Genomic DNA, 26,363 nt, shown 5'->3' on the forward strand with positions numbered 1-26,363 from the left:
GGTCGCCCTGGTCGTCGCGGCCATCGCCGTGGCCACCTCCGGGGATGACACCGCCGCCGCGCCCAGCGGGCCGCCCACTCCCGTTACTCAGCCGCCGCCGCGGACCAGTGCCGCTCCGGTGCGGAGCCTGCAGTTCGCCCTCCGCGCCGCCGATCGGGACCAGCGGTGTGCCTCCCACGCCTTCGGGGATGCCCAGGCCAGCCTGCAGCAGACCAGCTGCTCCGGCGTCCGGCGCGCGTCCTACGCCGCCACCGTCGACGGCCGCGAGGCCGCCGTCACCGTCGGGATCGTCGAGTTCCCCGATGCCGCGCAGGCCGGCGCGTTCAAGGCCGTCGCGGACACGCCCGGCGGGGGCGGGATCCTCGACCTCGCCTCCGAGACCGGCAAGTGGGGCGCGACCCCGGCGCCGCGGTTCGAGAACGCCGCCTACACGTCCCGGATCGAAGGCACGTCCGTGCGGGTCGTGCAGGCGGTCTGGGCGCCGGGACCGTCCACTGCGGACGATCCCGGCCTGGCCCGGGCCGCGAAAGCCGCCCTGGACCTGCCCGCTCAGTGACTAGAGCCCGTAGGCCTCCAGCAGTCGCAGCCACACCTCGCTGATCGTCGGGAACGACGGCACCGCGTGCCACAGCCGGTCGAGCGGCACCTCGGCGACGATCGCGATCGTCGCCGAGTGCAGCAGCTCCGAGACGTCCTGGCCGACGAACGTCACGCCCAGGAGGACGTTCCGCTCGGTGTCGACGACCATCCGGGCCTTGCCGGTGTAGCCGTCCGCGTGCAGTGACGAGCCCGCCACCGCGATGTCGATGTCGACGACCCGGTCGGCCGAGCCCGGCCGCGCGTCCGCCAGGCCGACGGCCGCGACCTCCGGGTCGGTGAACACCACCTGCGGCACCGCGCTGTGGTCGGCGGTCGCGGTGAACGGGCTCCACGGCTCCGAGGACACCGGCTTGCCCGCGGCCAGCGCCGCGATCGTGTCCCCCGCCGCGCGGGCGCCGTACTTGCCCTGGTGGGTCAGCGGGGCGCGGCCGGTGACGTCGCCCGCCGCGTACAGCCAGCCACCGTCCACTGCGGACGCCCGGCCCGTGTCGTCGACCTCCAGCGCGCGGCCGGGCTCGATGCCGAACGCCTCGAGGCCGAGCCCGGCGGTCGCGGGCCGGCGCCCGGTCGCCACCAGGAACTCGTCGACGACGAGCGTCTCGCCGTCCTTCAACGTCAGCTCGGTGCCACCGTCGACGGCGGCGACGCGGGAAACGCCCGACTCCGTGTGCACGTACACGCCGGCTTCGCGCAGCCCGTGCAACACGAGGTCGCCGGCGATCGTGGCGTTGCGCGGCAGCGGCCGCTCGCCCGTGATGACCAGGTGCACCTCCGAGCCGAGCGACGCGAACGCCTGCGCCATCTCGACGCCGACCACCCCGCCACCGAGAACCCCGAGGCGGCCGGGCACCGACGAAGCCGACGTCGCCTCCCGCGAACCCCACACCCGGACCGTGTCGAGCCCCGGGATCGACGGCTTGCTCGGCACGCTGCCGGTGCACACGATCACCGCGTGCCGCGCGGTCAGCACCCGGTCGCCGTCGAGGGTCACCTCCCGCTCACCGGTGATCACGCCGTGGCCGCGGATCGGCTCGATGCCGGCGCCGCGGGCCCATTCGACCTGGCCCGAGTCGTCGCCCTTGCCGGTGAACCAGTCACGCCGCGCGAACACCGCCGCGGGGTCGAGCCGGTCGCCGACCGGCACGCCGGGGATCCGCTTCGCCGCGGCGAGGAGGTTTCCCGGCCGCAGCAACGCCTTGCTCGGGATGCACGCCCAGTAGGAGCACTCGCCGCCGAAACGCTCGTGCTCGACGAGGGCGACCTTCAGGCCACCGCGGGCCGCTCGTTCGGCGGCCACCTCCCCCACCGGACCCGCGCCGATCACCACTACGTCAAAAGTCTGTCCAGACATGCGTTCAGCGCACACCACCGCGCGGGATCACGCAAGCCAGCGGCTATCCTCGGTCGGGAAGCTGCAAGAAGTCGGCGGCCCGGGTGCCGTCGGCCCCGGTGCGCGCGAATACCACGTTCGAGCACGGGAGGTTTGTCGTGGCCAAGAACACGGCTGTGCGGGTCCTGGATGATCTCACCGGCGAAGCCGCCGCCGAGACCGTCGGGTTCGGGCTGGACGGTATCGACTACGACATCGACCTTTCCTTCGCCAACGCCGACGCCCTGCGTGAGCTGCTGCAGCGCTACGCCGACGCGGGCCGGCGGACCGGTGGCCGCAAGCGCCGGCCGCGGATCGTCCCGGGCGCGAAGCGGCCCCGGGCGAAGGCGGCCCCGAAGACGACGAAGGCGGCGAAGCCGGTCGCCGGACGTCGCGCGGCGTCCGCCAAGACCGCGAAGGCCGAGCCCGCGAAGACCACCACCAGGGCCACCGCGAAGGTCACCAAGGCGAAGGCCGAACCGGCCAAGACCACGCGCACCCGCAAGGCGGCGGAGCCGAAGAAGACCACGCGGGCGGCGGCGCGCAAGGTGCCGGGCGTCACGTTCTCGGCGGCGGAGTAAGTCCACAGTAGACAGACAAGTCACGAGGGGCACCCTGCTCGACGGGGTGCCCTTCCTGGCGTTTCAGGCCGCGCGCTGGGAACCGTCCGCGTGCCAGGACGGGTACCGGTACCGCGTGTGCAGCAGCGCCCGCTGCCGCGTCAGCTCGGCCGCCGACGGCGGGCGCGGCACCAGCGTCCCCAGGATCTGCGACGCCGCCGCCCGCACCGCCGCCTCGACCGACGGGAACCCGGGGTTCAGCCCGTGCTCGGCCAGCGACGCCACCGGGCTGCGGTGGGAGTCGAGCGGCCGCGGGTCCGCCGGCGCGCTCGTCAGGTAGCGGCCGACCAGCGACGCCGACGTCTCGACCAGCAACGTCGAGTGGGCCAGCAAGCCGGTCTTGGTCCGGAACACCGCGAAGCCGCACAGCTTCGCGTCTTCGACGAACAAGCCGCGGTCGCCGATCCGCGGAACCAGCCCGAGCTGGTCGACGGCCGCGCTCATCACCTTGCCCAGCGTCTCCAGCGGCCGGTCGGTGGGCCCGGGCAGGACCAGCGTGACGTTCAGGTTGCCCGGGTCGTGGAACACGGTGCCGCCGCCGCTGGCCCGCCGCAGCACCGGCACGCCATCGCGCTCACACTCCGAAACGCGCACTTCGCGCGCGATCCGCTGGCCGCGCCCCACCACGACGCAGACCGGGTTGCGCCAGAGCCACAGCACCGGTGACTCCGGCGCGACCCGGAGGAGCGCTTCGTCGAACGCCAGGTTTTCGGCCGGATCCGTGAACGCGGCACGGACGTCCGACCCGGTCGTCATAGCGCTTTGAGTTCCTCCACGATCTCGCCCACCGACGACTTGGCGTCCCCGAAGAGCATGCTGGTCTTCGGATCGTAGAACAGGTCGTTGTCGATCCCGGCGAAGCCCGAGGCCATCCCGCGTTTCAACACGATCACGGACCGGCTCTCGTTGACCTTGAGGATCGGCATCCCGTAGATCGGCGAGCTCGGGTCGGTCTGCGCGGCCGGGTTCGTGACGTCGTTCGCGCCGATCACCAGCGCGACGTCGGTCTGGGCGAACTCGGAGTTGATCTCGTCCATCTCCTTGAGCTGCTCGTAGGGCACGTCGGCCTCGGCGAGCAGCACGTTCATGTGCCCGGGCATCCGGCCGGCCACCGGGTGGATCGCGTAGGCGACCGTGATGCCCTTCTTCTCCAGCAGCTTCGCCATCTCCCGGACGGTGTGCTGGGCCTGCGCCACGGCCATGCCGTACCCGGGCACCACGACGACCTTGCTGGCGTACGCCATCTGGATCGCCGTGTCGGCGGCGCTGGTCGCGCGCACCGGGCGAGCTTCCTTCGCCCCGCCACCGGCCGCTACCGCGGGTCCGCCGCCGAAGCCGCCCGCGACGATCGCCGGGATGGACCGGTTCATCGCCTTGGCCATCAGGTTGGTCAGGATCGAGCCGGACGCGCCGACGATCATGCCGGCGACGATCAGCGCCGTGTTGTCCAGCGCGAGACCCATCGCCGCGGCCGAAAGCCCGGTGAACGCGTTGAGCAGCGAGATGACCACCGGCATGTCCGCGCCGCCGATCGGCAGCACGACCGTGAGGCCGAGGATGCCGGCCGCGACGAGCAGCCCGACGATCAGCAGCCACGAGTCGCCGCCCGCGATGATGCCGACCGCGCAGGCCAGCGCGATCAGCAGGAGCAGCGCGTTGATCGGCTGCTGCAGCTTGCCCATGGTGATCGGGCGGCCGCTGATCAGCTCCTGGAGCTTGCCGAACGCGACGTTCGAGCCCCAGAAGGAGATCGAGCCGATGATCGCGGCGAACAGCGACGCGATCGCGATGTACGCCGGCTCGTGCGCGTAGCCGTCGGTGGAGTTGAACTCGACCCACGCGATGAGCGCGACCGCGCCACCGCCGACGCCGTTGAACAGCGCCACCATCTGCGGCATCGCGGTCATCTTGACCTTGCGCGCCGACGGCACGCCGACCACCGCGCCGATCGCGACGCCGAGGACGATCAGCAGCCAGTTGCCCATGCCCGGGGTGAGCAGGGTGGCGATCACCGCGATGCCCATGCCGACGGCGGCGATCCAGTTGCCGCGGACCGCGGTGCGCGGGCCGGTCAGGCCCATCAGGCCGTAGATGAAGAGGGCGAACGCGACGATGTAGAGGATCGCGACGAAGTCGGTCACTTCTCCTCCTCCTCGGCCGGCGCGGGCTTCTTGCCCTTGAACATCGACAGCATCCGGTCGGTGACCAGGAAGCCGCCGACGACGTTGATCGTGCCGAAGGCGATCGCGATCACCAGCAGGATCTTGTTGAAGACGCCGTCGACGCCGAGGCCGAGCACGACCAGCCCGCCCAGCAGGACGATGCCGTGGATGGCGTTGGTGCCGGACATCAGCGGGGTGTGCAAGGTGTTGGGCACCTTGGAAATGACGGCGAAGCCGACGAACCCGGCGAGCACGAGCACCGCCAGGTTCTGCACCAGTGGGCTCACGACGCGCTCCCTTCGCGCCCGGCCACGCAGGCACCGGCGACGATCTCGTCTTCGAAGTTCAGCTCCAGCGCGCCTTCCTTCGTCACGAGCAGCTCCAGCAGCTCGGTGACGTTGCGCGCGTACAGCTCGCTCGCGTGCGAAGGCATTTCGGCGGGCAGGTTCAGCGGGGACGAAATCGTGACGTCGTGCTCCACGACGTCCTCCCCCGGCTTGGTCAGCTCGCAGTTGCCGCCGGTCTCGCCGGCGAGGTCGACCACGACCGACCCGGCCGGCATGCCCTTGACGGCGTCCGCGGTGACCAGCGTCGGGGCCTTGCGGCCCGGCACCAGCGCCGTGGTGATCACGACGTCGAACCTCGTGATCGCCTCGGTGAGCCGCCGCTGCTGCTCGTCGCGCTCCTCCGGCGTCAGCTCGCGGGCGTACCCGCCTTCGCCGACCGCCTCGATGCCGAGGTCCAGGAACTGCGCACCGAGTGACTTGACCTGCTCGCCGACCTCGGGCCGGACGTCGTAGCCGGTGGTCTGCGCGCCGAGCCGCTTCGCCGTGGCCAGTGCCTGCAGCCCGGCGACGCCGGCGCCGAGCACCAGCACCTTCGCCGGCGGCACGGTGCCCGCCGCGGTGGTGAGCATCGGGAAGAAGCGCGGGAGCTTCTGCGCCGCGAGCAGCACCGCGCGGTAGCCGCCGATGCTGGCCTGTGACGACAGCGCGTCCATCGCCTGCGCCCGGGAGATCCGCGGGACCGCCTCCATCGCGAACGCCCGCAGGCCCGCTTCTTCGAGCTTCGCGAGCCCCTCCGGGTTGCCGCGCGGGTCGAGGAAGCCGACGAGGACGGTGCCCCGGGCCAGCTTCGCCACCTCTTCCGGCGCGGGCGGGTTCACCTTCACGACGATGTCCGCGCCCCACGCGTCGCCGAGCTCGGCGCCCGCCTGGGTGAACGCGTCGTCACTCAGGTACGCCCGAGAGCCGGCACCCGGTTCGACCAGGACGCGCAACCCGCGTTGCGCGAGCCGCCCGACCAGTTTGGGCACCATCGCCACCCGGCGCTCCCCGGGGCGTGATTCGGTCACCACACCCACGGTGAGCTGCTGATGCTGTTCGCTGTCGGCCACACGACCTCCTCATCGGCGAGGCACGATCCGAGGGTTGTACCACGCCGGACCGACAGTCCCCAGTGACCTGGGTCGCAAGTCCGGGGGTTGTGCCAGAAGATACGAGCGCCGTAAGGGGTACGTTCAGTTCGTTTTCCAGTGGGGGATGCCGAGCAGGATCAGGCGCAGGCGTTTCTCCGCCGTCGCGGTGATTTTCGCGTCTTCACCCGGCCGGGCTTCCAGCAGTTCGACCGTGGTCGTGATCATCACGGAAACGATCAAGTCGGCCAGCATGTGCAGGTCTTCGGTGCTCCACGCGCGCAGCGGGGCGAACCGGGCGAGGTCGATCGCGAGGTCGCCGGAGAACATCCGCAGTTCCACGGCGATGGACCGGGCGAGCGGGCCGCCGCCGTAGCGCTCGCGCGTCAGGAACCGGAAATGGTCCTCGTTCGCCCGGACGAATTGGTGGACCGTGGCCACCGAAGCGCTGATCATCCCCTGGTAGGTGTCGGGGTCGGTGCGCGCCGAACGCATCATGCCGCGCAGGGTGCGCGTCGCTTCTTCGACGAGCGCGACGCCGAGTTCCTCCATCGAGGCGAAGTGCCGGTAGAACGCCGTCGGCACGAGCCCGGCGCCCTTCGCGACCTCGCGCAGGGAAAGCGTCGCGAACGGACGGTCGGCCAGCAGGTCCAGGGCGGTGTCCAGCAACGCCTGGCGCGTGCGCTGCTTGCGCTCCTGGCGGCTCACCGGCTCTTCCGACACGAGGTCCAGCGTACGGATGTCCACCGCGTTGCTCACGTCACATCCTCCGCTTCACGCGTTGACAGGCAGTCCACTCCTGCAGTGCACTGTTGAGTGTACAGTCGTTCACTGTAACCGAGGAGGACCCGATGACGGCGCTCATCCCCCGGCGGGTACGCAGCCTCGCTTCGCTGGCCGAGGCGTTGCTGACGCCGCACGGGATGGACCGCTACCTGGAGCTCGTCGACCCGATGCTGGTGCGCCGCGAGATCCGCGGCCTGGTCACGGCGGTGCGCAAGCAGACTCCGGACACCGTCACCCTCACCGTCCGGCCCAGCCGCGCGTGGCCCGGCTTCACCGCCGGGCAGTACGTCCGCCTGCAGGTGGAGATCGACGGCGTCCGGCGCACGCGCTGCTATTCGCCGTGCGGTTCGCAGTACGACGGCGAGCTGGAGTTCACCGTCAAGGAACAAGGCCTGGTCTCCGGGCACCTCAACCGCGCGCTCGGCGCCGGCTCCGTGGTCGGTCTGTCCACTCCGGACGGCACGTTCACGCTGCCGGCCACCCGCCCGGACCGCGTGCTGCTGGTCAGCGGCGGCAGCGGCGTCACGCCGGTGCTCGCCATGGCCCGCACGCTGGTCGACGAGGGCCACACCGGCGAGATCGTGTTCCTGCACTACTCGAACGGCCCGGCCGACGCGCTCTACCGCACGGAACTGGCCGAGCTCGCGGCCCGGCACCCGGGCCTGCGGGTCGTCCACGCCTACACCCACACCGGCGGCGGAGACCTGCGCGGGTTCTTCTCGCCGGAGCACCTCGAGCGCGTCGCACCGTGGTACCGCGACGCGGAGGCGTTCGTCTGCGGCCCGAAGCCACTGATGGACGCGGTGCGCGAGCAGCTGGGTGAACGCGTGCACACCGAAGAGTTCACGCCGCCGGCGTTGACCTTCGACACGGCGAACGCCGAGGGCCAGGTCCGCTTCAAGCGCAGCGGGCGCGAGTGCGCCAACTCGGGGAAGCCGTTGCTGGAGCAGGCCGAGGAAGCGGGCCTGTCGCCGGAGCACGGCTGCCGGATGGGCATCTGCTTCTCCTGCACCCAGCTCAAGACCGCCGGGCGCGTCCGCAACGCCAAGACGGGCGAGATCTCCGGCGAAGAAGACGAAGAAATCCAGCTCTGCATCTCCGTCCCCGTCGGGGACGTCGAGATCGACGCGTAGGGAGACTGCCATGACCGGTCTGCAGGACCGCCTGACCCCGGAACAGGTCGAGGAGTTCGGCCGCGAGCTCGACGCGCTGCGGCAGCGCACCGTCGACTCCCTCGGCCAGGAAGACGTCGACTACATCCACAGCATCATCAAGACGCAGCGCGGACTGGAGGTCGCCGGGCGGGCACTGCTGTTCGCCGGGTTCTTCCCGCCCGCGTGGCTCGCCGGTGTCGGCGCGCTGTCGGTGGCCAAGATCCTCGACAACATGGAGATCGGCCACAACGTCATGCACGGCCAGTACGACTGGACGCGCGACCCGGCGCTGAGCTCGCAGCGGTTCGAGTGGGACACGGTGGCGCCGGCGGAGAACTGGCGGCACTCGCACAACTACATCCACCACACGTACACGAACATCGTCGACAAGGACCGCGACGTCGGGTACGGGATCCTGCGGATGGACACCGCGCAGAAGTGGCACCCGTACTACCTGGGCAACCCGGTGTACGCGACGCTGCTGGCGCTGTTCTTCCAGTGGGGCGTGATGCTGCACGACCTCGAGGTCGAGAACGTCGTCAAGGGCGAGCGGTCGTGGGCCGAGAACGTGCCGGTGCTGCGGCGCATCCTGAAGAAGGCTTCGCGGCAGGTCGGCAAGGACTACGTCCTGTTCCCGCTGCTGACCGGGCCGCTCGCGCCGCTGACCTTCGCGGGCAACGCGACCGCGAACCTGGTCCGCAACCTGTGGTCGTTCTCGATCATCTTCTGCGGCCACTTCCCCGCCGACGTCGAGAGCTTCACCGAAGAAGAGACCGAGAACGAGTCGCGCGGGCAGTGGTACCTGCGCCAGATCCTCGGCTCGGCGAACATCACGGGCAGCCCGCTGTTCCACATCATGAGCGGCAACCTGTCGCACCAGATCGAGCACCACCTGTTCCCCGACATCCCGGCGCGCCGCTACCCGGAGATCGCCGGCGAGGTGCGCGCGATCTGCGAGAAGTACGGGCTGCCGTACCACACGGGCCCGCTGCACAAGCAGCTCTGGTCGGTGGCGAAGAAGATCGTGAAGCTGGCTCTCCCGCAGAGTTCGCCGTCGACGGCTACCGTGGAACCCGACCGGCAGCTCCGAGCAGCGTGAGGGTGACATGGTGGGCCAGTTCGAACGGGAGAAGGACACCCTGCAGGTGATCACCGAATCGGCCGCGACGCACGTCGGCAACATAGCGTCGATCATCACGGGCGCGATCCGCGACATCGCCCGCGAGACGGGTGACTGGCTGACCGACGTCATCGAGATGCGCGAGGCCGCGCAGAAGGCCCGGGTGGACGACCCGGACGCGCCGTGAGACGAGCCGGCGGGGGCCACCTTGGGGACAAGAGGTGGCCTCCGCCGGCTTTCGGCGCCGGAACTGTCGGTGCCGCCCGGTAACGTGGAAGACGGGGGCGCCTCCGCGGAGAACCGGCGTTTTCCCCGGGCCGCACCAGGGGGAAAACCGGATGGGCAGAGCCTCCCGCCCCGGTCAGACTGGATCCGTGACCAGCCTCGAAGTCCCCCGCCCCCGCCCGCTGCGCCGGATGTTCGGGCCGTTGGCCGCGCGCGACTTCTGGGCCGAGTACGCCTGGCTGGGGCTCTCCGGCCCGCTGACCCTCTTCTCGCTGTTCAGCTTTCTCGTGCTCCTGGCGCTGGGCCTGGCCCTGACCCCGGTGCTGTTCGGCTTCCTCGTCCTCGCCGGCACCCTCTCCTACGCCCGCGGCATCGGCGCGGCGCACCGCGGCCTCGCCAAGGCGCTGCTCGGCGTGAGCGTGCCCGCCCCGCGGCGGGCCGAGCTGAAGCCCGGGTTGTGGGCCTGGGTCCGCGCCCGCGTCGGCGACCCGGCCGGCTGGCGCGCCGCCGGCTACCTGCTGCTGCGCGTCCCCCTGACTCTCGCCGGGATGGCCACGACGATCTCCGCCACCGTCTATGCCGTGGCCGCGACCCCGTTCGCCTTCTTGTGGTGGCCGCTCGGCGTGGACCACCTGGACGTGTTCGACATCCAGGCGGCGAATTGGGTCGGTTCGCTCGCCTGGTCGGCGTCGGGGCTGCTGGTGCTCGTGGCGCTCCCGTGGGTGACGCACGCGTTCGTCGCCCTCGACCGGATGCTCGTCGTCGGCCTGCTCGGCGCGCGGGAGCTGTCCGAACGCGTCCGCGACCTCGAAGCGAGCCGGGCCACCGCGGTCGAGGATTCCGCGCTCCGGCTGCGACGCATCGAGCGCGACCTGCACGACGGCGCGCAGGCCCAGCTCGTGGCGCTCGCCATGAAGCTCGGGCTGGCCAAGGACGAGCTGGAAGACGTCGACCTCCCCCAGGTCAAGCAGCTGGTCACGGCCGCCCACACGAACGCGAAGCAGGCCCTGACCGAGCTGCGCGACCTCGCCCGCGGCATCCACCCGGCCGCCCTCGACGCGGGGCTCGACGTCGCGCTGGCCACCCTGGTCGCGACGTCCGGGATGGACGCGAGGGTGGCGGTCGACCTGCCCCGCCGCCCGCCACCGTCCCTGGAGACGATCGTGTACTTCAGCGCCGCCGAGCTGCTCACGAACGCGGCGAAGCACAGCGGGACGACGACGTACGTCGAAGTAACGGAAGAGCGCGACGTGCTGTGGCTGCGGGTACGCGACCGCGGCCGGGGAGGTGCCCGGCTCGTCCCGGGTGGCGGGCTGGCCGGGGTAGCCGAACGGCTGCGCACGGTCGACGGCGAGCTGACCGTCGCGAGCCCGGTGGGCGGCCCGACCGAAGTGACCGCGCGGGTGCCGCTGCCCCGCTAGGAGCGGCAGGAGCCGGGGCCCCGCCGAAGCGGATCGCAGAATGAAACCGCGGCCAGCACCCCCGAGCGGCGGGATCCGGACCCCGGGGCCGAAGCGAATCGAAAAGCGGAAACCCCGAGCGGCCCGACCGAAGTGACCGCGCGGGTGCCGCTGCCCCGCTAGGGTCGCGGCATGCGGATCGTCATCGCGGAGGACTCCACCATCCTGCGCCAGGGTCTCGTCGAGCTGCTGACCTTCCGCGGCCACGAGGTCGTCGCCGCGGTGAAGGACGCCGACGCGCTGCACGCCGCCGTCGAAGCGCACACTCCTGATGTGTCCATTGTGGACATCCGGATGCCGCCGACGCACACCGATGAAGGCCTGCGGGCGGCGATCTCGCTGCGTCGCGCGTCGCCCGGCCGCGCGATCCTGCTGTTCTCCCAGTACGTCGAGACCAAGTACGCGGCCCAGCTGCTGGCCGACCGCGCGGGCGGCGTCGGCTACCTGCTCAAGGACCGCGTCGCCGAGGTGTCGGACTTCCTCGACGCCCTGCGCCGCGTCGCGGACGGCGAGACGGTGCTCGATCCCGAGGTCGTCAGCCAGCTGTTCTCGGCCACCCGCCAGACCGACGCGCTCGGCGGCCTCACCCCGCGGGAGCGCGAAGTCCTGGGCCTGATGGCGGAAGGCCGGTCGAACTCCGCGATCGCCGCGAAGCTGTTCCTCTCGGCCGGGTCGGTCGAGAAGTACGTGACGTCGATCTTCGGCAAGCTCGGCCTGCCACCGTCCGAAGGGGACAACCGCCGGGTGCTCGCGGTGCTGCGCTACCTGGACTCCTGAGCCTTACGCTGGGACCCATGTACTCCACCGAGATCGAGGTCCGCACCGGCTCCGAAGCCGTCGTCCACGACCTCACCCACGAGGCCGAGTCGTTCCTGCGCGACGCGGACGCGACCGACGGGCTGCTGCACGTCTGGGTCCCGCACGCCACCGCCGGGCTGGCGATCCTCGAGACCGGCGCCGGCAGCGACGAGGACCTCCTCACCGCGCTCGACGAGCTGCTCCCCCGCGACGGCCGCTGGCGGCACCGGCACGGGAGCCCGGGTCACGGCCGTGACCACGTGCTCCCGGCGCTGGTGCCGCCCTACGCGACGATCCCGGTGCTCGGCGGCGTCCTCGCCCTCGGGACCTGGCAGTCGATCTGCCTAGTGGACACCAACCTCGACAACCCGGTCCGCAAGGTGCGGTTCAGCCTCCTCGCGGGCTGACCGGCCGGGCCACAGCGCGAGCAGCAGCCCCGCCGCCAGCAACGCGCCGAGCACCCAGACCCCGGTCACGACGTCGGGCGCGTCCGGCACGCCCTGAAGCAGGCTTCGCAGGCCTTCGGTCGAGAAGCGGAACGGCGTCCACGACCACAGCAGCGTGCGGTAGGCCGGGTTCAGCAGCTCCGGCACCTGCCCGGCCACCGCCGGCGCGACCAGGTAGAGCGGGCCGAGCACGGCCATCGCGCGCAGCCCCAGCAGGCGCAGCAGGCCCGCTTGCACGGCCGCGAACGCCGTCGCGGCGAGGAAGACGAACCCGAGGACGCCGGCGTCGAGCGGGAGCGCGGCGTCCCACAGTGCGAAGAACCCGGCGACGGCCGCCGTCACCAGCACCCCGGCGCCGGCGACCTGCAGGAACCGCGCGCCGGCGCCGACCGTGCGGCCGGTGCGCTCGGCCAGCTGCGTCAGCGCCAGACCCGCGACGAGCGCGCCGATCCAGGCCAGCGCGGACGCGGCCAGCGGCGCGGTCCGCCCGGCGACGCTCACCGGGTGCACCACCTCCTGCTTCGGGGCGCCGCCCAGCGCGGACGCCGCGCCGGTCAGTGCCTGCTGCGCGACCTGGGTGCCCGACGGGTTGACCGCCCCCGAGGTCACCACGGTCGCGGACGGTCCCGGCCCGATTTCGAGCACGCCGTAGACCTTCTTGTCCTCCAGCAGCTTCCGGGCGTCGGCCGGGGACGCGACCGTCCACGTGAGCTGGCCACCGCCGTGCGCCGCGATGCGCTGCGCGATCTCGGGCGGCGCGGCGACCGCGACCGGGACGCCGTCCGGCGCGGCCGTGGCCTGCGCGCCGAAGGTGAGGAACCCGAGCACCACGGCCACCAGCGCGCCGGCCACGGCGGCGACCAGGGCGAACGCCCCGGCGGGGCGCCGGACAGGACCGGTCATGACAACCTCCAGTTATTCGTCGCTTGTTGAATTAATAGCCAAGGTACGACCGTGCCGCCAAGAAGTCAACGCGTGTTGAATAGTGCCGCCGGTAACCTCGACCTCGTGACGAAGAAGCGGCTGGTGCTCTGGGACATCGACCACACGCTCGTGGACTTCGCCGGACTGGGCATGACCTGGTACGCGGCCGCGTTCACCGCCGCGACCGGCGGGACCATGCGCGTCCACCCGGTGTTCGGCGGTCGCACCGAACTGGCGACCACCACCGAGCTGCTCACCGCGAACGGCTTCGACCCCGCCCCGGACACGATCCGGGCCATGTTCGGGGCCCTGGTGGCGGAGTCCGAACGCGCGGCGCACCGCTTCGCGACGGAAGCCCGCGCGCTCCCGGGCGCCGCCGAGGCGCTGACCGCGTTCGCCGGCGACGACGGCGTCGTCCAGTCGCTCGTCACCGGCAACCTGCCGGAGATCTCGCGACACAAGCTCGTCGCGTTCGGCCTGCACGAGCACCTCGACCTCGACATCGGCGGCTACGGCACGCTCTCCGTGCACCGCCCCGACCTGGTCCCGCACGCGGTGGGGCTGGCGGCGGCCAAGCACGGCACGGCGTTCGACGCCGACAAGGTGGTCGTCGTCGGGGACACCCCGAACGACGTCAAAGCCGCACTGGCCCACGGCGCGCTCTCGATCGCCGTCGCGACCGGGCTCTACAGCGCCGACGAACTGCGGGCGACCGGCGCGCACATCGTGCTGCCGGACCTCGCCGACACCGACCTCGTGCGGACCGCCGTGCTCAGCTGAAAGTCGTCCTTCAGAGGGGGTCAACCCTCATTCCAAAGGACGACCCCTTAGGGGTCGAAGTCCTTCGTATTCCCGATGTGGACAGGGGCGGACAGTCGCCATGCTGTCCGACATGACTGAAGCAGCGTCGGCGGCAGAGCTCGCCGGAGGGGGACGCATCCGCGGCACGGTCGCGGTGCTCAGGCAGCGCCTGCCGTTCACCAGCACCGTCGTGCTCGCGATGCTCGTGCTGGCCGTCGCGTCGGGGGCGCTCTGGAGCGCCGCCGAAGACCGCGCGGCCTACCCGTTCATCGCGTACGGGCTGCCGTCGCTGGAGTCGGGCCGGTGGTGGACCATGCTCACCGGGCCGTTCTTCGCCGTCGTCCCGTGGTTCTACCTTCCGATGGTCGGCAGCTTCGCGCTCTTCGCCGGCTTCGCCGAGTGGCAGCTGGGCACGCGGCGCGCGATGGCCGTGACCATCGGCGGCCAGTTCGTCTCGGTGCTCGTCGCGACGCAGTTCCTCGCGCTGTGCCGCAACTCCGGCTGGCTGTGGGCCGAGCGCATGGCGGGCAGCCTCGACGTCGGGTTCTCCGGCGGCGCGCTCGCCGCGGTCGCGGTCGCCAGCGCGACGCTGCGGCCGCCGTGGGCGCTGCGGCTGCGGGCCGGGCTCTGCGTGTACGCCGGGGTCGCGATCATCTACGTCGGCACGCTGGCCGACCTCGTGCACTTTTTCGCGCTGCTCGCGGCGATCCCGCTCGGCAACCGGCTCGTCGGCTCGCGGCGGGTGCCGTCGGCAGGGCCGAACCTGCGGGAATGGCGGCTGCTGACCGTCGCCGGCCTGCTGCTGCTCACCATCGCCGAGGTCGTGATGTTCCTGGTGCCCGGCGAAGGCCCGTTCGGCTCCACCGAGGCGGTTTCGCTGTCGGCGCCGGAGCTGGCGGTCCTCGTGCTGGTCGTGGTGCCGATGCTCAACGGGCTGCGCAAGGGCGGCCGCGTCGCGTGGCGCTGGGCCGTCGCACTGGCGGTCTTCGTCACCCTGCAGGCCCTCGGCGACGCCACGCTCTACGGGCTGGCCGACGTCTTCGGCGCGGACTACGACACCACGGGCCTGCCGTTGTTCTTCGTCGACAATCTCTTGTGGACGGTCCTGCTGGTCGTCCTGATCGCCGGGCAGCGCGCCTTCCGCGTCCCGTCGCGGCGACGCCTGCGGCGGCACACGCAGGGTCCCGGGGCGGCGCTGGCCCGCACCCTGCTCGGGCGCCACGGCGGCAGCACGCTGTCGTGGATGACGACCTGGCCGCGCAACACCTACTTCGTCCGCGAGGACGGCCGGTCCTACCTCGCCTACCGCCGGCACGCGGGCGTCGCCGTCGCGCTCGGCGACCCGATCGCGCCGGACGGCACGGCGGCGGCCACCGTCACCGAGTTCACGCTGATGTGCGAGAACACCGGCCTCGTGCCGTGCGTGTTCTCCGCGACGGAGGAGACGGTCGCGGCGACGCGCGAGCTGGGCTGGCAGCACGTCCAGGTCGCCGAGGACAACGTGCTCGACCTGGAGGGGCTGGAGTTCCGCGGCAAGGCGTGGCAGGACGTCCGGTCGGCGCTGAACAAGGCCGCCAAGCAGGACATCGACTTCCGGCTGGTCCGCTTGGCCGACCAGCCGGAACCCATCCTCGCGCAGGTCAGGGCGCTGTCGGAGCAGTGGATGGCCGACAAGGCCATGCCCGAGATGGGCTTCACCCTCGGCGGCCTCGACGAGGCGATGGACCCGGCGACGCGGGTCGGCCTGGCGGTCGACGCGGAGGGCACGGTCCACGGCGTGACGTCGTGGCTGCCGGTCCACACGGGCGCGGGCAAGGTGGGCGGCTGGACGCTGGACGTCATGCGCCGCAGCCCGCACGGATTCCGCCCGGTGATGGAGTTCCTGATCGCGTCGGCGTGCGTGCGGTTCCGCGAGGAGGGCGCGCGGTTCGTCTCGCTGTCGGGCGCGCCGCTGGCCCGCACGGGCGACGCCGGCCCGGCGCGCACGGTCGACCGGGCGCTGGAGTCGCTGGGCAAGGTCATGGAGCCGTACTACGGATTCCGTTCCCTGCACGCGTTCAAGGCGAAGTTCCAGCCGCGGCACGTGCCGCTGTACCTGGCTTACCGCGACGAGGCGGACCTGCCGCGGATCGGGCTGGCGCTGAGCCGAGCCTACCTGCCGGACGTCCGGCTGCGCGAGCTGGCGAAGCTGGTCAGTAGCTCTCGGGGACGCTGATCCGCTGCGGGAACTGGATCTTCCGGCGGCTGACGACGTTCTGGGTCTTCTCGATCAGGGTGCCGTCGGTCAGCCGGAGCCAGTGCCCGTTGCGGGAGTCGGTGAAGGCGAGCATCACGCCGGGCGTGGTGTGCTCCATCCGCCGGCCGTCGCGCACCGGCATGCGCCACTTCCCCGGCGGGAGCACGGCGTAGAGGTACTCGTCCGGTTCGATCTCCGGCCCGCGGTGCAGGGTCGACCCGGTCATCGGCAGGACCCGCACGAGGTCGAACGAGACGACCACGTGGTGCACCGCCTCGGAGTTGGCGTTGGACACGATCATGCAGACCTCGCCCGCCGCCGTGGTTTCGATCCACGCGGTGACCTTCGCGGCCTGCTCCTGCCACTCGCGCAGCTCCCGCTTCGCGCGGTCCGCCCGCGCCACCTGGCCGTCCCGGATGGCGATCCACAGCGCGACGGCCACGGCCGCGACGGTCCCGACGGCGCCGGCCCACTGCCCGGCCGCGCCCCACCAGTCCGGCTCCCGGGACCGGACGAGCCAGCTCCACGCTTTCGCCAGGAGCGGCCCGAAGAGCAGCAGGACCCCGGCGACGCCGAGCACGGAGAACGCGGCGATCCGGATGCGGGCGAGGCGTTCGTCCATGGGTTCAGCCTGCCGAACCCCGGCGCTCAGCGGTAGGTGGTCGGCGGCGGAGTCGTCGTGCGGCGGTCGGCGGCCGGCACGAACCGGTAGCTCTTGAGGATCCCGACCAGGTCTTCGCGGATCGTCGGGCCGGAGCGGTCGCTGTCCGCGTATGCCACCACGACCCCCGACGCGCTCCCGTTTCCGAACGCCATCGCCGCGACCAACGCGTCCTTCGCCGCGCACTCGCCCGTGGCCGCCGGAGTCACTTCCGCGACCACGATCCGGGCCGGGGCCCGGGTGCCGTCGGGTTTCGTGAGCTCGGCGTCCGTGCCCGGGCCCACCTGGGACGTCCCGCCGTACGCGCCGGTCGCCAGATCCGTCGCGGCCTTGCGCGCCGCCGCCTCGGGGTCGGCGAGTGGCTCGGTGGTGACGCCCGCGCCGCCCAGCGTGTCCCGGGCGCAGAAGTCCCGGCCCAGGAACGCGCTCGTGATCAGCCGGATCGGCGGCTCGTCCCAGCCGTGCTGGGTGGTCGGCGCCGGTTCCCAGCTCGGCGGGACGTCGTAGGCGTACGAGCCGTCCCGGGCCGCGACGGACTGCCAGCCGCTCGTCACCGCGGGGACGACCGTCCGCGGCGACGGCGTCTCCACCCGCGGCGGCCGCGACGTCGGTGCCGACGACGTGTGGTGCGGCTTGCCGACGCCCAGCGCGTTCAGCACACCGGCGATCAGCGCGATGAGCACCAGCCCGAGCCACGGCGCCCGCCGCCACTTCAGCGGCTTCGGCGCCGGGCGGATCCGCTTCGGCCGCGCGCGCGGCGCGTCCGGTGACGGGACGTGCGGCGCGTCCGCGGGCTCGTAACCGCCGAACCCGCGGAGCGCCGCATTGTCCTCGTACCCCGGCGTCGTGTCGTCCGAGCGCCGGGAGAACAGGCCCATCAGGACCGGACGAGCTTGACCAGGTGCTCGACGACGGCGTCGACCGCGATCTCCTCGCGCTCGCCCGTGCGCCGGTCCTTGACCTCGACGACGCCGTTGGCCAGGCCGCGCCCGACCACGAGGATGGTCGGCACGCCGACCAGCTCGGCGTCGGCGAACTTGACGCCCGGGCTCGCCTTGCGGTCGTCGAGGATGATCTCGAGACCGGCGGTGTCCAGCTCGGCGGCGAGCTTCTCGGCGCCGTCGCGCACCGCGTCGTCCTTGCCCGCGATGACGATGTGCACGTCGAACGGCGACACCTCGCGCGGCCAGATCAGGCCGAGGTCGTCGTGGTTCTGCTCGGCGAGCACGCCGACCAGCCGCGAGACGCCGACGCCGTAGGAGCCCATCGTGATCCGGATCGGCTTGGAGTCGGGGCCGAGCGCGTCGAGCCCGAACGCGTCCGCGTACTTGCGGCCGAGCTGGAAGATGTGCCCGATCTCGATGCCGCGCGCGGCGACCAGGGTGCCGTGGCCGTCCGGCGACGCGTCGCCCTCGCGGACCTCGGCGGCCTCGATGGTGCCGTCCGGGGTGAAGTCGCGGCCGGCCAGCAGGTCGACGACGTGGTGGTCGACCTTGTCGGCGCCGGTGACCCAGGCGGTGCCGGGCACGATCCGGGGGTCGGCGAGGTAGCGCACGCCGTTGTCCTGCAGCGCCTTCGGGCCGATGTAGCCCTTGACCAGGAACGGGTTCTTGGCGAAGTCGGCCTCGTCGAGCAGCGCGACCTCGGCGGGCTCCAGCGACGCCTCGAGGCGCTTCATGTCCACTTCGCGGTCACCGGGGAGCGCGACGCAGACCAGCTCCCACTCCTTCGCACCCGGCTGACGCGCCTTGAGCATGACGTTCTTCAGCGTGTCCGCGGCGGTGAACGTGCGGCCCAGGCCGGTGTTGTTCAGGAAGTTGACCAGCGTTTCGATGGTCGGCGTGCCGGGCGTGTGGTGCACCTGCGCCTCGGGACGGCCCTCGATCGGCTGCGCGGCGGGCGCGGGCGTCACGACGGCTTCGACGTTCGCCGCGTAGCCCGACTCCGTGCTGCGGACGTAGGTGTCTTCGCCCGTCTCCGCGACCGCGAGGAACTCCTCGGACGCCGAGCCGCCCATGGCCCCCGACGTCGCCTTGACCACGACGTACTCGAGGCCGAGGCGGTCGAACAGCTTCGTGTAGGCGGCGCGGTGGGCCTGGTAGGAGCGCTCCAGGCCCTCGTCGTCGAGGTCGAACGAGTACGAGTCCTTCATGACGAACTCGCGGCCGCGCAGGATGCCGGCGCGGGGACGCGCTTCGTCGCGGTACTTCGTCTGGATCTGGTAGAGCGTGACGGGGTAGTCGCGGTAGGAGGTGAACTCGCCCTTGACCGTGAGCGTGAAGAGCTCTTCGTGCGTCGGGCCGAGGAGGTAGTCGGCGCCCTTGCGGTCCTTCAGGCGGAACAGGCTGTCGCCGTACTCGGTCCAGCGGCCGGTCGCCTCGTAGGGCTCCTTCGGCAGCAGCGCGGGGAACTGGATCTCCTGCGCGCCGATGGCGTTCATCTCTTCGCGCACGACGTTCTCGACGCGGCGCAGCACGCGCAGGCCGAGCGGCAGCCACGAGTACCCGCCCGGGGCGACCCGGCGGACGTAGCCGGCGCGTACCAGGAGCCGGTGGCTCGGTACCTCGGCGTCCGCCGGATCCTCGCGCAACGTGCGAAGGAACAACGACGAAGTCCTGGTGATCACTGCGGGGCTCCCTGCTCTGCTCCGGGCGGGTGTGCATATGCCGCTCAGGGTAGTCAACCCCCCGGCTCTGACTCCAACGGGTTACTCGGCTCACCCGGCGGCCCGTTTTTGTCGGTGGTCGCCGCTAGCTTCGGGACATGGCGATCCACATGGGCATGATCACGATCGACTGCGCGGATCCGCGCGGTCTGGCGGAGTTCTGGACGGCGGCGCTGGGCACGACGGTGGCGCAGGACTACGCGGGCGAGTTCCTGGTGCTGGCGCCCCCGGAGGGCGGGCTGCCACTGGGCCTGCAACGGGTGCCCGAGCCACGGGCGGGCAAGAACAGAGTCCACGTCGACTTCGGCGGGGACGATCGGGCGGCGGAGGTGAAACGGCTGGTGGAGCTGGGTGCGAAGGAGGTGGCGGAGCACGATGTGCCGGGCCTGGCGTGGACGGTGCTGACGGATCCGGAGGGCAACGAATTCTGCGTGTCGGGAGGTGAGCACTGATCGGTGGTGGCAGGCGGTCGCGGCATGCGGTCACGGTGTGCGGTCGCGGCGCGCGGCAGCGGGTAGAAAGGCGGCATGAGCGCTCGCGTACTGCTGCCCTGGACCGACATCGACGTGCCGGAAGGGGTCGAGGTCGCGTACTACGACGGTGTCTCGTCGCCGCCGGCAGGGCTGGGTGACGTCGAGTTCTACGTGCTGCCGTACGACCGCGGGGCGGAGCCGCCGAAGCTGATCGGGCAGCTGCCATCGCTGCGGGTGGTGCAGTCGCTGTCGGCCGGGGTCGAGACGCTGGTGCCGCTGCTGCCTGAGGGCGTGCGCCTGGCGAACGGGCGGGGGCTGCACGACCTGAGCGTCGCCGAGCACGCGCTCGCGTTGATCCACGCCGCGCAGCGTGATCTGCCGCGCTGGTTCGCGCAGCAGGCGCGCGGCGAGTGGGTGCGCGAGCACACGCGGTCCCTCGCCGACAGCCGCGTGCTCCTGGTCGGCCACGGCTCGATCGGGCAGGCGATCGAACGCCAGCTCGTCGCCGCGGAGGCCGTGGTGACGCGTGTGGCGAGCCGTGCGCGGCCGGCGGACGGCGTCCACGGCGTCGCCGAGCTGCCGGACCTGCTGCCCGAAGCCGACATCGTGGTGCTCGTCCTGCCGGACACCCCCGCGACGCGCGGACTGCTCGACGCGAAGGCCCTGGCGGCGCTGCCCGACGACGCCCTGGTGGTGAACGTCGGCCGCGGCACGGCGATCGACACGGACGCCCTCCTGGCCGAGACGAGCACCGGCCGCCTGCGCGCGGGCCTCGACGTCGTGGACCCGGAACCGCTGCCCGCGAACCATCCACTGTGGACGGTGCCGGGGGTGGTCATCACACCGCACATCGCGGGCGGCTCGGCGTCGTTCTATCCGCGCGCGAAGAAGCTGGCGGGCGAGCAGCTGCGGAGGTATGTCGAGGGTGAGGAGCTGCTCAACCTCGTAGAGCCGTGACGACGGCGGCCCACGCCGCGGGGGTGACGGTCAGGTGACCCTGCTCGCGGGCTTTGGTGTCCCGGATGCCGACGGAACGGTCGAGCTTCACCTCGACGCAGTCCGATTGGCCGCCGCTGTGGCTCGACTTGCGCCAACCCACTTCAACACAGTTGGACTGGCCGCCGCTGTAACTCGACTTGCGCCAGACCATGCCGCTCATGCCGAGGCCTCCCGGGCTATCGCGCGGCCTCCCGAAGCATGCTTCGGGTGCCGTCTTCACTCAGTGCCTTGCCAGTCAAGATCTTAGCCTGCCTGCGGTAGTTGCCCACTGCGCCATCCTCGTGGAGGAATGCAGTGGCGTGCGAACTCTCCAAGTGCACGATCGGCGGCAGATCAGCGAACTCGTACAGGATGAACGAGCCGATCAGCCCGGGGTGATAACCGATGTTGGCGGGCACGATCCGCACCGAAACGTTCGGCAGCGCCATCATTTCCAGCAGATGGTCGATCTGGTCCGACATGATGTCGGGGCTGCCGATCTCCTCGCGGATCGCGACCTCGCCGATGAGCGCGGTGAGCCGGACCGGATCAGCCTTGGTGAGAATTCGCTGGCGGTCCAAGCGCACAACCAGCATCGCATCGGCCTGCGCCAGGCCGATCTCCGAATTGCTCAGGATTGCGCGCGCGTAGTCGGGCGTCTGGAGCATTCCTGGCACGATCGCCAGCTCCCAGTTCGAGATGCGGGTGGCGGTGCGCTCATACTCCCGAATCCCGCTCAGCGCGGGCGGCAGGTCCGACGGGTTCGAATCGAGCCAGTTGTCGTCCTTCGCCCGCTTGGCCAGGCGCATCATGCGCTCGTAGGTCGCGTCGTCGACCTGGAGCGCGCCCAGCAGCCGGGCGATGTCCTCGGGGCCGGGGACGCGTTGCCCCTTTTCCCACGCCGACAGCAACTGCGGGAGAATCCGCACCATCCGGGCGAGCTCGCGCAGTCCTTTACCCCGCGTCATCCGCAATTCGCGCAGTGACGCGGCCAATGCTCTCGCACCCGGGGACGCGGAAGTCGGCTTCATACGGCGATGGTACGAACGCCGTCCATTCCCCGATCGGCGGTGGGGCGTCCCGATTTCAGGACAGCACGTACACGTGCCATTCGTCGTCGACGCGATATCCGCACCGCTCGTAAACGCCCAGGGCGCGGTGCGCGTTGTCGACGTCGACGCTCAGCGCCGACCGGTCGAATCCCGCCGCTTTCACCGCGGAAAGGGTGTGCCCCAGCAACCCCGACGCGACGCCGCGGCCGCGCAGCGCTTCCCGTGTTCCCACCCAGCTGGCGTAGTGCTCGCGGATGCCCGTCGCCGCGGCTTCGGACGCGTAGAAGTGGCTCAGCACGAACGCGAGGACCTTGTCGCCGTCGAGGATCAGGTACGACAGCTCCGGACGGAAGTCCTTCGAGCCGGTGACCAGGTGGCGCCAGGCGCCGGGCTCGTAGAGCGTGCTGCCCCAGTGGCCGGCGAAGGTGTCGTTGCGGGCGTCGAGCACCGCGAGGTCGTGCTCGAAGTCGAACGGGACCGCCGTGAAACCGTCCGGCAGCGGCGGCTGCGGCGGCAGGTCGTCGAGGCCGACGCGCATGGTGACCATCGTGCGCGCGTGCGTGTACCCGGCGCCGGCGAGGACGCCGGCGATCCAGCGCTCGTTCTGGTGCTGGCCGTGGTGCAGCTCGAACGGCGCGTCCGGGAAGGTGCGCTCGTTGACCTCGCGGCCCGTGCGCGAGAACCACTCGACCAGGTGAGCGCCGACGCCGTCGGTCCGGTACTCCGGGTGCACGACCGACTGGAGCCGGAGCATGTGGACGGGGTCGGCGGCGTCGCGGCGGCGGACGAGGCCGTAGCCGGCGAGCGTCTCGCCCGCCCAGGCGCCGGTGGTGGCGCGGGCCAGGTCGATGTTGGGCCCTTCGAGCTCGTCGCGGAGGTCTTCGTCGCTGAAGTGGTCACCCGTCCGGTCGACTTCCTCGGCCGCGGCGTACAGCCGGGTCAACGCGGGGACGTCGTCGAGGGTCAACGGGCGCCAGGTGAGGTCCATGGCGGGAGGCTAGGCGGGACGGCGGCGTCCGCGCACCCCGATTTCGCCACCCGGCCGGCACCCGCGGCCCGTGACCGTTGACACGAAAGCCTTCGGCCGTGGCTGTGATCGGATCGGCGGAAGCCGGCAAAGTACGCTCGGTGCGTGCTGGTGCTCCTCCCTCCTTCCGAGACCAAAGCTGACGGCGGCCGCGGCGGCCCCCTCGACCTGGGCGCGCTGTCGTTCCCCGAGCTGAACCCGGCCCGCGCGAAGCTCGCCGACGCGCTCGTCGAGCTGGCGCGTGACGTCCCGGGCAGCGTCGCGGCCCTGGGGCTCACCGAGCGCCAGTCCGGCGAGGTGGCGCGCAACGCGGAGCTGCTGACGTCGCCGACGATGCCGGCACTGCGCCGCTACACCGGCGTCCTGTACGACGCGCTCGACGTGAAGAGCTTCACGAAGGCGGGCCTGGAGAAGGCCCACCGGCGGCTGGCGGTGACGTCGTCGCTGTTCGGCGTGGTGTCGGCGACCGACCCGATTCCCGCGTACCGGCTGTCCGGCGGGAACTCGCTGCCGTCACTGGGGACGGTCCGCGGGCACTGGAAGCCGGTGCTCGAGCCGGTGTTGCAGCAGGTGGAAGGCCTGGTGGTGGACCTGCGCTCGGGCACGTACTCGGCGTTCGCGAAGCTGCGCCCGGACGCGGTGACGGTCCGCGTGGTGACGGAGAACGCCCACGGCGAGCGCGTGACGGTCAGCCACTTCAACAAGGCGTACAAGGGCCGCCTGGCGCGCGAACTGGCGATCACGCGGGCGGAACCGTCCACTGTGGACCAGCTGCTGAAGGTGATCCGAAGGGCGGGCATGACGGTCGAGCGCACGGGCGACCACGCGCTGGAGCTGGTCACCGAGGGCTGAGGCTCAGAACCGGTGCGGGGCGAACGGGGTCAGGTCGAACCCCGGGTCCTCCCCCAGCGCCACCGAGGCGACCAGCTTCCCCGCGAACGGCGCGTTCGTCAGCCCGCCCGCGCCGAAGCCCGTCGAGACCGCCAGCCCCGGCCGCAGGGACCCCAGGATCGGCAAGCCGTCGGGCGTGCCCGGGCGGAAGCCCACCCGCGTCTCCGCCAGCGTCGCGTCCGCCAAGCCCGGGGCCACCGTCAGCGCGTTGTCCAGCACCTCGCGCTGGCCCGCCGCCGTCACGCGGTAGTCGAAGCCCGACTCCGCCTCGCGCGTCGCGCCCGCCACCACGCGGCCGCCGCCGAACGCCAGGAGGTAGTGGCTCGTGCGGGGCAGCACCACCGGCCACGCCGACGTGTCCGTGTCCGGCAGGTCGAAGTGGCTGATCTGGCCGCGGTGCGGCGTCACCGGCAGGTCGATCCCCAGCGGTGCCAGCAGTTCCCGGCTCCACGCGCCGGCCGCGACCACGATGCTGTCCGCTTCCAGCGGGCCTTCGGAACCCGCGACCGTCCCGTCGGCCCGGAACGCGACCTCGCCTTCGACGAACTTCGCGCCCCTTCGCCCGGCATCCGCCAGCAGCGCCCGGCGTAACCGGTGGCCGTCGACGCGACCCGCGCCGGCGAGGTGCACCGCGCCCAGCCCGGGCGCCAGCGCGGGGAACAGCTCTCGCGCCTGATCCGGGTCGAGCCGCCGGATTTCGCCGATTTCGGGCGCGTCCGCGGCGCGCGCGGTCAGCCTTTCGTGTGCCTCGGCCAGTTCGCTTTCCTCAGCCGAGACGACCATGCCGCCGACGACCTCGAACGAAGAATCCTCGAGTGCGGCCGCGAACTCGCGGTAGTACCGGCCGGCCGCCGAGGCGAGCGGGTACAGCGCGTCTTCCCAGCGCGACGTCCACGGGCTCACGATCCCGGCGCCGGCTTCGGTGGCCGTCCCCGGCCGGGCCGCGTCCGCCACGACCACCTCCGCGCCCCGGCCCGCCAGGTGCCAGGCCGTTGCCGCGCCGCCGATTCCACTGCCGATCACGAGGACTCGCATGTCCCCCACCCTGCCCGACCGTGCCGCGCCCGGGCCACCGGGATTGCCCCGCGCCCCCGGGCGGGCGGCCGTATGCTGCGCGCCATGCCGAGCCGTGCCGAGCGGTATGTCGCCCATCTCGACACCCTGACCGGGAGCACCGAGCCCCGGCTGCAGCCGATCCCGTCGACCCACGACGGGCTCGACGACGTCATCGCGTTCGTCTACGCCGACGAGCCGGAGCCGAGATACCTGACCGGGGTGACGTACGGCCTTTCGCTGGCCGACCACGCCGAGTGGCACGGCGTGAAACCCGAGCTGTGGATCAGCGTCCGGTCCGACGACCCGGTGTGGGCGCTGGCCATCGGCTACCTCGCCGAGCAGCTGAGGGGCACCTGCCCGTTCGTCTACGGCGACACGATCGACTTCGGCGAGCCGATCGCGCCCGAGTCCCGGATGACCGCTTTCGCCGTGTGCGCGCCCGCGGGCCTCGACGCGCACCAGTACACGCTGATCGACATCGGCGGCGCGCCCATCAGCATCGCCGGCTGCTTCCCGGTGCACGACACCGAGCGGAAGTACATCCGCGAGCACGGCATCGACGCGTTCTGGCAGCTGGACTGGGACCTCTACGACGTCCGGCGCCCGCCGGTCGTCTGATACGCCGCCGTCGCGAGCGCCGCGAACGACCGGACCAGCGGGCTCGCGTCCTTCCACGCGACGACCACCGGGTTCGGCGCCAGGTCGGTGACCGGGACGACGGTCAGCTCGCCCGGCGGCCGGTGGCCGAGCGGCATCAGCCCGACGGTCCCGTTCCAGAGCACGGCCTGCAGGCACTCCTGCACCGCGCGTACCACCGGCCCCTCGCGGGGTTCGCCGCCGTGCCAGTACTCCTGCCAGACGGGGTCGGTGCCGTCCGGGAACCGGAACCAGCGCCGGCCGGCCAGGTCGGCCAGCTCCAGGTGGTCGCGGCCGGCCAGTGGATCGTCGGCGCGCAGCACCGCGCCCACCCGGTCTTCACGCAGCCGGTGCACGGTCAGGCCGGTCTCGTCGAACGGCCCGCGGGTCAAGGCGACGTCGACGAGCCCGGCGCGCAGCCCGCACGTCGGGTCGGTCAGGTCCGTGTCACGGACGCGGACCTCGACGTCCGGGTGCTGCCGGCGGTAGGCGTCGGCCAGCCGCGTCGCGTCCGGGTCGGCGCTGTCGGCGAGGAGGCCGACGGTGATCGTCGCGACTCCGGCCACGCGCGCCCGCGCCCGTTCGGCCTGCTCCAGGAGGGAGCGCGCCTCCTCGAGCAGGGCCGCGCCGGCCGGGGTGAGCGCGACGCCCGCGGCCGACCGCACGAGCAGCACGGCGCCGACGTCGGCTTCCAGCTGCTTGATGGCACGGCTCAGCGGCGGCTGGCTCATGTGCAGCCGCGCGGCGGCCCGGCCGAAGTGGAGTTCTTCGGCGACGGCCACGAAGTACCGCAGCGTGCGCAGCTCCAC

At 71.9% G+C, this 26,363-nt stretch carries 29 protein-coding genes; 14 read left to right on the top strand and 15 right to left on the bottom strand.

Annotation, left to right across the window (positions count from 1 at the left end; translation table 11 throughout):
• Positions 1 to 118: 118 nt before the first annotated feature.
• A complete protein-coding gene (locus ABZ342_RS36320) occupies positions 119 to 556 on the top strand; it encodes a hypothetical protein (RefSeq protein ID WP_360482974.1) in 438 nt (145 codons plus the stop codon).
• Here ABZ342_RS36320 and ABZ342_RS36325 read toward each other — a convergent pair whose 3' ends face one another.
• Positions 557 to 1,951: an NAD(P)/FAD-dependent oxidoreductase gene (locus tag ABZ342_RS36325; protein ID WP_360482977.1), complete on the bottom strand. Its 1,395-nt coding sequence runs from the start codon at positions 1,949 to 1,951 to the stop codon at positions 557 to 559.
• Between the two features lie 137 nt (positions 1,952 to 2,088).
• Here ABZ342_RS36325 and ABZ342_RS36330 point away from each other — a divergent pair, with 137 nt between their 5' ends.
• A complete protein-coding gene (locus ABZ342_RS36330) occupies positions 2,089 to 2,550 on the top strand; it encodes a histone-like nucleoid-structuring protein Lsr2 (RefSeq protein WP_230862704.1) in 462 nt (153 codons plus the stop codon).
• Positions 2,551 to 2,613: 63 nt separating this feature from the next.
• On the opposite strand, the gene ABZ342_RS36335 is transcribed toward ABZ342_RS36330, so the two are convergent.
• From ABZ342_RS36335 to ABZ342_RS36355, 5 genes are all read right to left on the bottom strand, one after another.
• Positions 2,614 to 3,345 carry a lipoate--protein ligase family protein gene (locus ABZ342_RS36335; protein ID WP_360482981.1) on the bottom strand — a complete coding sequence of 244 codons (732 nt, stop codon included), beginning with the start codon at positions 3,343 to 3,345 and terminating at the stop codon, positions 2,614 to 2,616.
• A complete protein-coding gene (locus ABZ342_RS36340) occupies positions 3,342 to 4,730 on the bottom strand; it encodes an NAD(P)(+) transhydrogenase (Re/Si-specific) subunit beta (RefSeq protein WP_360482984.1) in 1,389 nt (462 codons plus the stop codon). The genes ABZ342_RS36335 and ABZ342_RS36340 overlap by 4 nt, the downstream gene beginning before the upstream one ends.
• On the bottom strand, positions 4,727 to 5,029 hold the full coding sequence (locus ABZ342_RS36345; RefSeq protein ID WP_155547303.1) for an NAD(P) transhydrogenase subunit alpha: 303 nt from the start codon (positions 5,027 to 5,029) through the stop codon (positions 4,727 to 4,729). Before ABZ342_RS36345 ends, ABZ342_RS36340 begins: the two co-directional genes overlap by 4 nt.
• 5 nt (positions 5,030 to 5,034) lie before the next feature.
• Positions 5,035 to 6,147, bottom strand: coding sequence for a Re/Si-specific NAD(P)(+) transhydrogenase subunit alpha (locus tag ABZ342_RS36350; protein WP_155545430.1), 1,113 nt, complete (start codon positions 6,145 to 6,147; stop codon positions 5,035 to 5,037).
• 123 nt (positions 6,148 to 6,270) lie between these two features.
• Entirely contained in the window at positions 6,271 to 6,924 is a 654-nt protein-coding gene (locus tag ABZ342_RS36355; protein WP_360482987.1) for a TetR family transcriptional regulator, read from the bottom strand.
• A gap of 92 nt (positions 6,925 to 7,016) precedes the next feature.
• Here ABZ342_RS36355 and ABZ342_RS36360 point away from each other — a divergent pair, with 92 nt between their 5' ends.
• The 6 genes from ABZ342_RS36360 to ABZ342_RS36385 all read left to right on the top strand — a co-directional run bounded on the left by ABZ342_RS36360 (position 7,017) and on the right by ABZ342_RS36385 (position 12,115).
• Positions 7,017 to 8,084, top strand: a complete 1,068-nt coding sequence (locus tag ABZ342_RS36360) for an FAD-binding oxidoreductase (RefSeq protein ID WP_360482990.1) — start codon at positions 7,017 to 7,019, stop codon at positions 8,082 to 8,084.
• Positions 8,085 to 8,094: 10 nt separating this feature from the next.
• Positions 8,095 to 9,204: an acyl-CoA desaturase gene (locus ABZ342_RS36365; protein ID WP_360482993.1), complete on the top strand. Its 1,110-nt coding sequence runs from the start codon at positions 8,095 to 8,097 to the stop codon at positions 9,202 to 9,204.
• A gap of 7 nt (positions 9,205 to 9,211) precedes the next feature.
• Positions 9,212 to 9,412: a hypothetical protein gene (locus tag ABZ342_RS36370; protein WP_360482996.1), complete on the top strand. Its 201-nt coding sequence runs from the start codon at positions 9,212 to 9,214 to the stop codon at positions 9,410 to 9,412.
• A gap of 151 nt (positions 9,413 to 9,563) precedes the next feature.
• Complete coding sequence (locus ABZ342_RS36375) at positions 9,564 to 10,871, top strand: sensor domain-containing protein (protein WP_360482999.1); 1,308 nt, start codon at positions 9,564 to 9,566, stop codon at positions 10,869 to 10,871.
• A 171-nt stretch (positions 10,872 to 11,042) separates the two neighbouring features.
• Positions 11,043 to 11,687 carry a response regulator transcription factor gene (locus ABZ342_RS36380; RefSeq protein WP_360483002.1) on the top strand — a complete coding sequence of 215 codons (645 nt, stop codon included), beginning with the start codon at positions 11,043 to 11,045 and terminating at the stop codon, positions 11,685 to 11,687.
• Between the two features lie 17 nt (positions 11,688 to 11,704).
• Positions 11,705 to 12,115, top strand: a complete 411-nt coding sequence (locus ABZ342_RS36385) for a secondary thiamine-phosphate synthase enzyme YjbQ (protein ID WP_155545423.1) — start codon at positions 11,705 to 11,707, stop codon at positions 12,113 to 12,115.
• Here the strand turns inward: ABZ342_RS36385 and ABZ342_RS36390 are convergent.
• Positions 12,053 to 13,057 (bottom strand): ABC transporter permease, encoded by a 1,005-nt coding sequence (locus tag ABZ342_RS36390; RefSeq protein ID WP_360483005.1) that lies wholly within the window; start codon positions 13,055 to 13,057, stop codon positions 12,053 to 12,055. The genes ABZ342_RS36385 and ABZ342_RS36390 overlap by 63 nt on opposite strands.
• A 105-nt stretch (positions 13,058 to 13,162) precedes the next feature.
• On the opposite strand from ABZ342_RS36390, the gene ABZ342_RS36395 reads away from it, so the two are divergent.
• The gene (locus ABZ342_RS36395) at positions 13,163 to 13,858 is read left to right on the top strand and encodes a haloacid dehalogenase-like hydrolase (RefSeq protein WP_360483008.1); all 696 of its coding nucleotides are present in this window, start codon (positions 13,163 to 13,165) and stop codon (positions 13,856 to 13,858) included.
• 112 nt (positions 13,859 to 13,970) lie between these two features.
• On the top strand, positions 13,971 to 16,094 hold the full coding sequence (locus ABZ342_RS36400) for a DUF2156 domain-containing protein (RefSeq protein WP_360483011.1): 2,124 nt from the start codon (positions 13,971 to 13,973) through the stop codon (positions 16,092 to 16,094).
• On the opposite strand, the gene ABZ342_RS36405 is transcribed toward ABZ342_RS36400, so the two are convergent.
• Genes ABZ342_RS36405 through ABZ342_RS36415 form a run of 3 tightly spaced genes read right to left on the bottom strand, consistent with a single transcriptional unit; the run spans position 16,072 to position 19,402 of the window.
• On the bottom strand, positions 16,072 to 16,737 hold the full coding sequence (locus ABZ342_RS36405; RefSeq protein ID WP_360483014.1) for a hypothetical protein: 666 nt from the start codon (positions 16,735 to 16,737) through the stop codon (positions 16,072 to 16,074). The genes ABZ342_RS36400 and ABZ342_RS36405 overlap by 23 nt on opposite strands.
• Positions 16,738 to 16,763: 26 nt before the next feature.
• Positions 16,764 to 17,654, bottom strand: coding sequence for a hypothetical protein (locus tag ABZ342_RS36410; protein WP_360483017.1), 891 nt, complete (start codon positions 17,652 to 17,654; stop codon positions 16,764 to 16,766).
• Positions 17,654 to 19,402 (bottom strand): proline--tRNA ligase, encoded by a 1,749-nt coding sequence (locus ABZ342_RS36415; RefSeq protein ID WP_360483020.1) that lies wholly within the window; start codon positions 19,400 to 19,402, stop codon positions 17,654 to 17,656. The genes ABZ342_RS36410 and ABZ342_RS36415 overlap by 1 nt, the downstream gene beginning before the upstream one ends.
• A gap of 137 nt (positions 19,403 to 19,539) precedes the next feature.
• On the opposite strand from ABZ342_RS36415, the gene ABZ342_RS36420 reads away from it, so the two are divergent.
• A complete protein-coding gene (locus ABZ342_RS36420) occupies positions 19,540 to 19,893 on the top strand; it encodes a VOC family protein (RefSeq protein ID WP_360483023.1) in 354 nt (117 codons plus the stop codon).
• A gap of 75 nt (positions 19,894 to 19,968) precedes the next feature.
• A complete protein-coding gene (locus tag ABZ342_RS36425) occupies positions 19,969 to 20,871 on the top strand; it encodes a 2-hydroxyacid dehydrogenase (protein WP_360483026.1) in 903 nt (300 codons plus the stop codon).
• Here ABZ342_RS36425 and ABZ342_RS36430 read toward each other — a convergent pair.
• From ABZ342_RS36430 to ABZ342_RS36440, 3 genes are read right to left on the bottom strand one after another with little or no spacing between them, the layout of a single operon-like run.
• Positions 20,852 to 21,073 (bottom strand): DUF397 domain-containing protein, encoded by a 222-nt coding sequence (locus ABZ342_RS36430; protein WP_360483029.1) that lies wholly within the window; start codon positions 21,071 to 21,073, stop codon positions 20,852 to 20,854. The two genes, ABZ342_RS36425 and ABZ342_RS36430, sit on opposite strands and share 20 nt — an antisense overlap.
• Positions 21,074 to 21,089: 16 nt before the next feature.
• Positions 21,090 to 21,923: a helix-turn-helix transcriptional regulator gene (locus tag ABZ342_RS36435; RefSeq protein ID WP_360483032.1), complete on the bottom strand. Its 834-nt coding sequence runs from the start codon at positions 21,921 to 21,923 to the stop codon at positions 21,090 to 21,092.
• 55 nt (positions 21,924 to 21,978) lie between these two features.
• Positions 21,979 to 22,932 carry a GNAT family N-acetyltransferase gene (locus ABZ342_RS36440; RefSeq protein WP_360483035.1) on the bottom strand — a complete coding sequence of 318 codons (954 nt, stop codon included), beginning with the start codon at positions 22,930 to 22,932 and terminating at the stop codon, positions 21,979 to 21,981.
• Between the two features lie 144 nt (positions 22,933 to 23,076).
• Between ABZ342_RS36440 and yaaA the strand changes: the two genes are divergently transcribed.
• On the top strand, positions 23,077 to 23,823 hold the full coding sequence (gene yaaA / locus ABZ342_RS36445) for a peroxide stress protein YaaA (protein ID WP_155545412.1): 747 nt from the start codon (positions 23,077 to 23,079) through the stop codon (positions 23,821 to 23,823).
• 3 nt (positions 23,824 to 23,826) lie between these two features.
• Here the strand turns inward: yaaA and ABZ342_RS36450 are convergent, their stop codons facing one another.
• Positions 23,827 to 24,897: an FAD-dependent oxidoreductase gene (locus tag ABZ342_RS36450; protein ID WP_360483038.1), complete on the bottom strand. Its 1,071-nt coding sequence runs from the start codon at positions 24,895 to 24,897 to the stop codon at positions 23,827 to 23,829.
• Positions 24,898 to 24,981: 84 nt separating this feature from the next.
• Between ABZ342_RS36450 and ABZ342_RS36455 the strand changes: the two genes are divergently transcribed.
• Positions 24,982 to 25,536, top strand: a complete 555-nt coding sequence (locus tag ABZ342_RS36455) for a suppressor of fused domain protein (protein ID WP_230862703.1) — start codon at positions 24,982 to 24,984, stop codon at positions 25,534 to 25,536.
• Here ABZ342_RS36455 and ABZ342_RS36460 read toward each other — a convergent pair.
• Positions 25,506 to 26,363 (bottom strand): LysR substrate-binding domain-containing protein, encoded by an 858-nt coding sequence (locus ABZ342_RS36460; RefSeq protein ID WP_360483041.1) that lies wholly within the window; start codon positions 26,361 to 26,363, stop codon positions 25,506 to 25,508. The two genes, ABZ342_RS36455 and ABZ342_RS36460, sit on opposite strands and share 31 nt — an antisense overlap.

Source organism: Amycolatopsis sp. NPDC005961 (assembly GCF_040629235.1).
Lineage (GTDB): Bacteria > Actinomycetota > Actinomycetes > Mycobacteriales > Pseudonocardiaceae > Amycolatopsis > Amycolatopsis camponoti.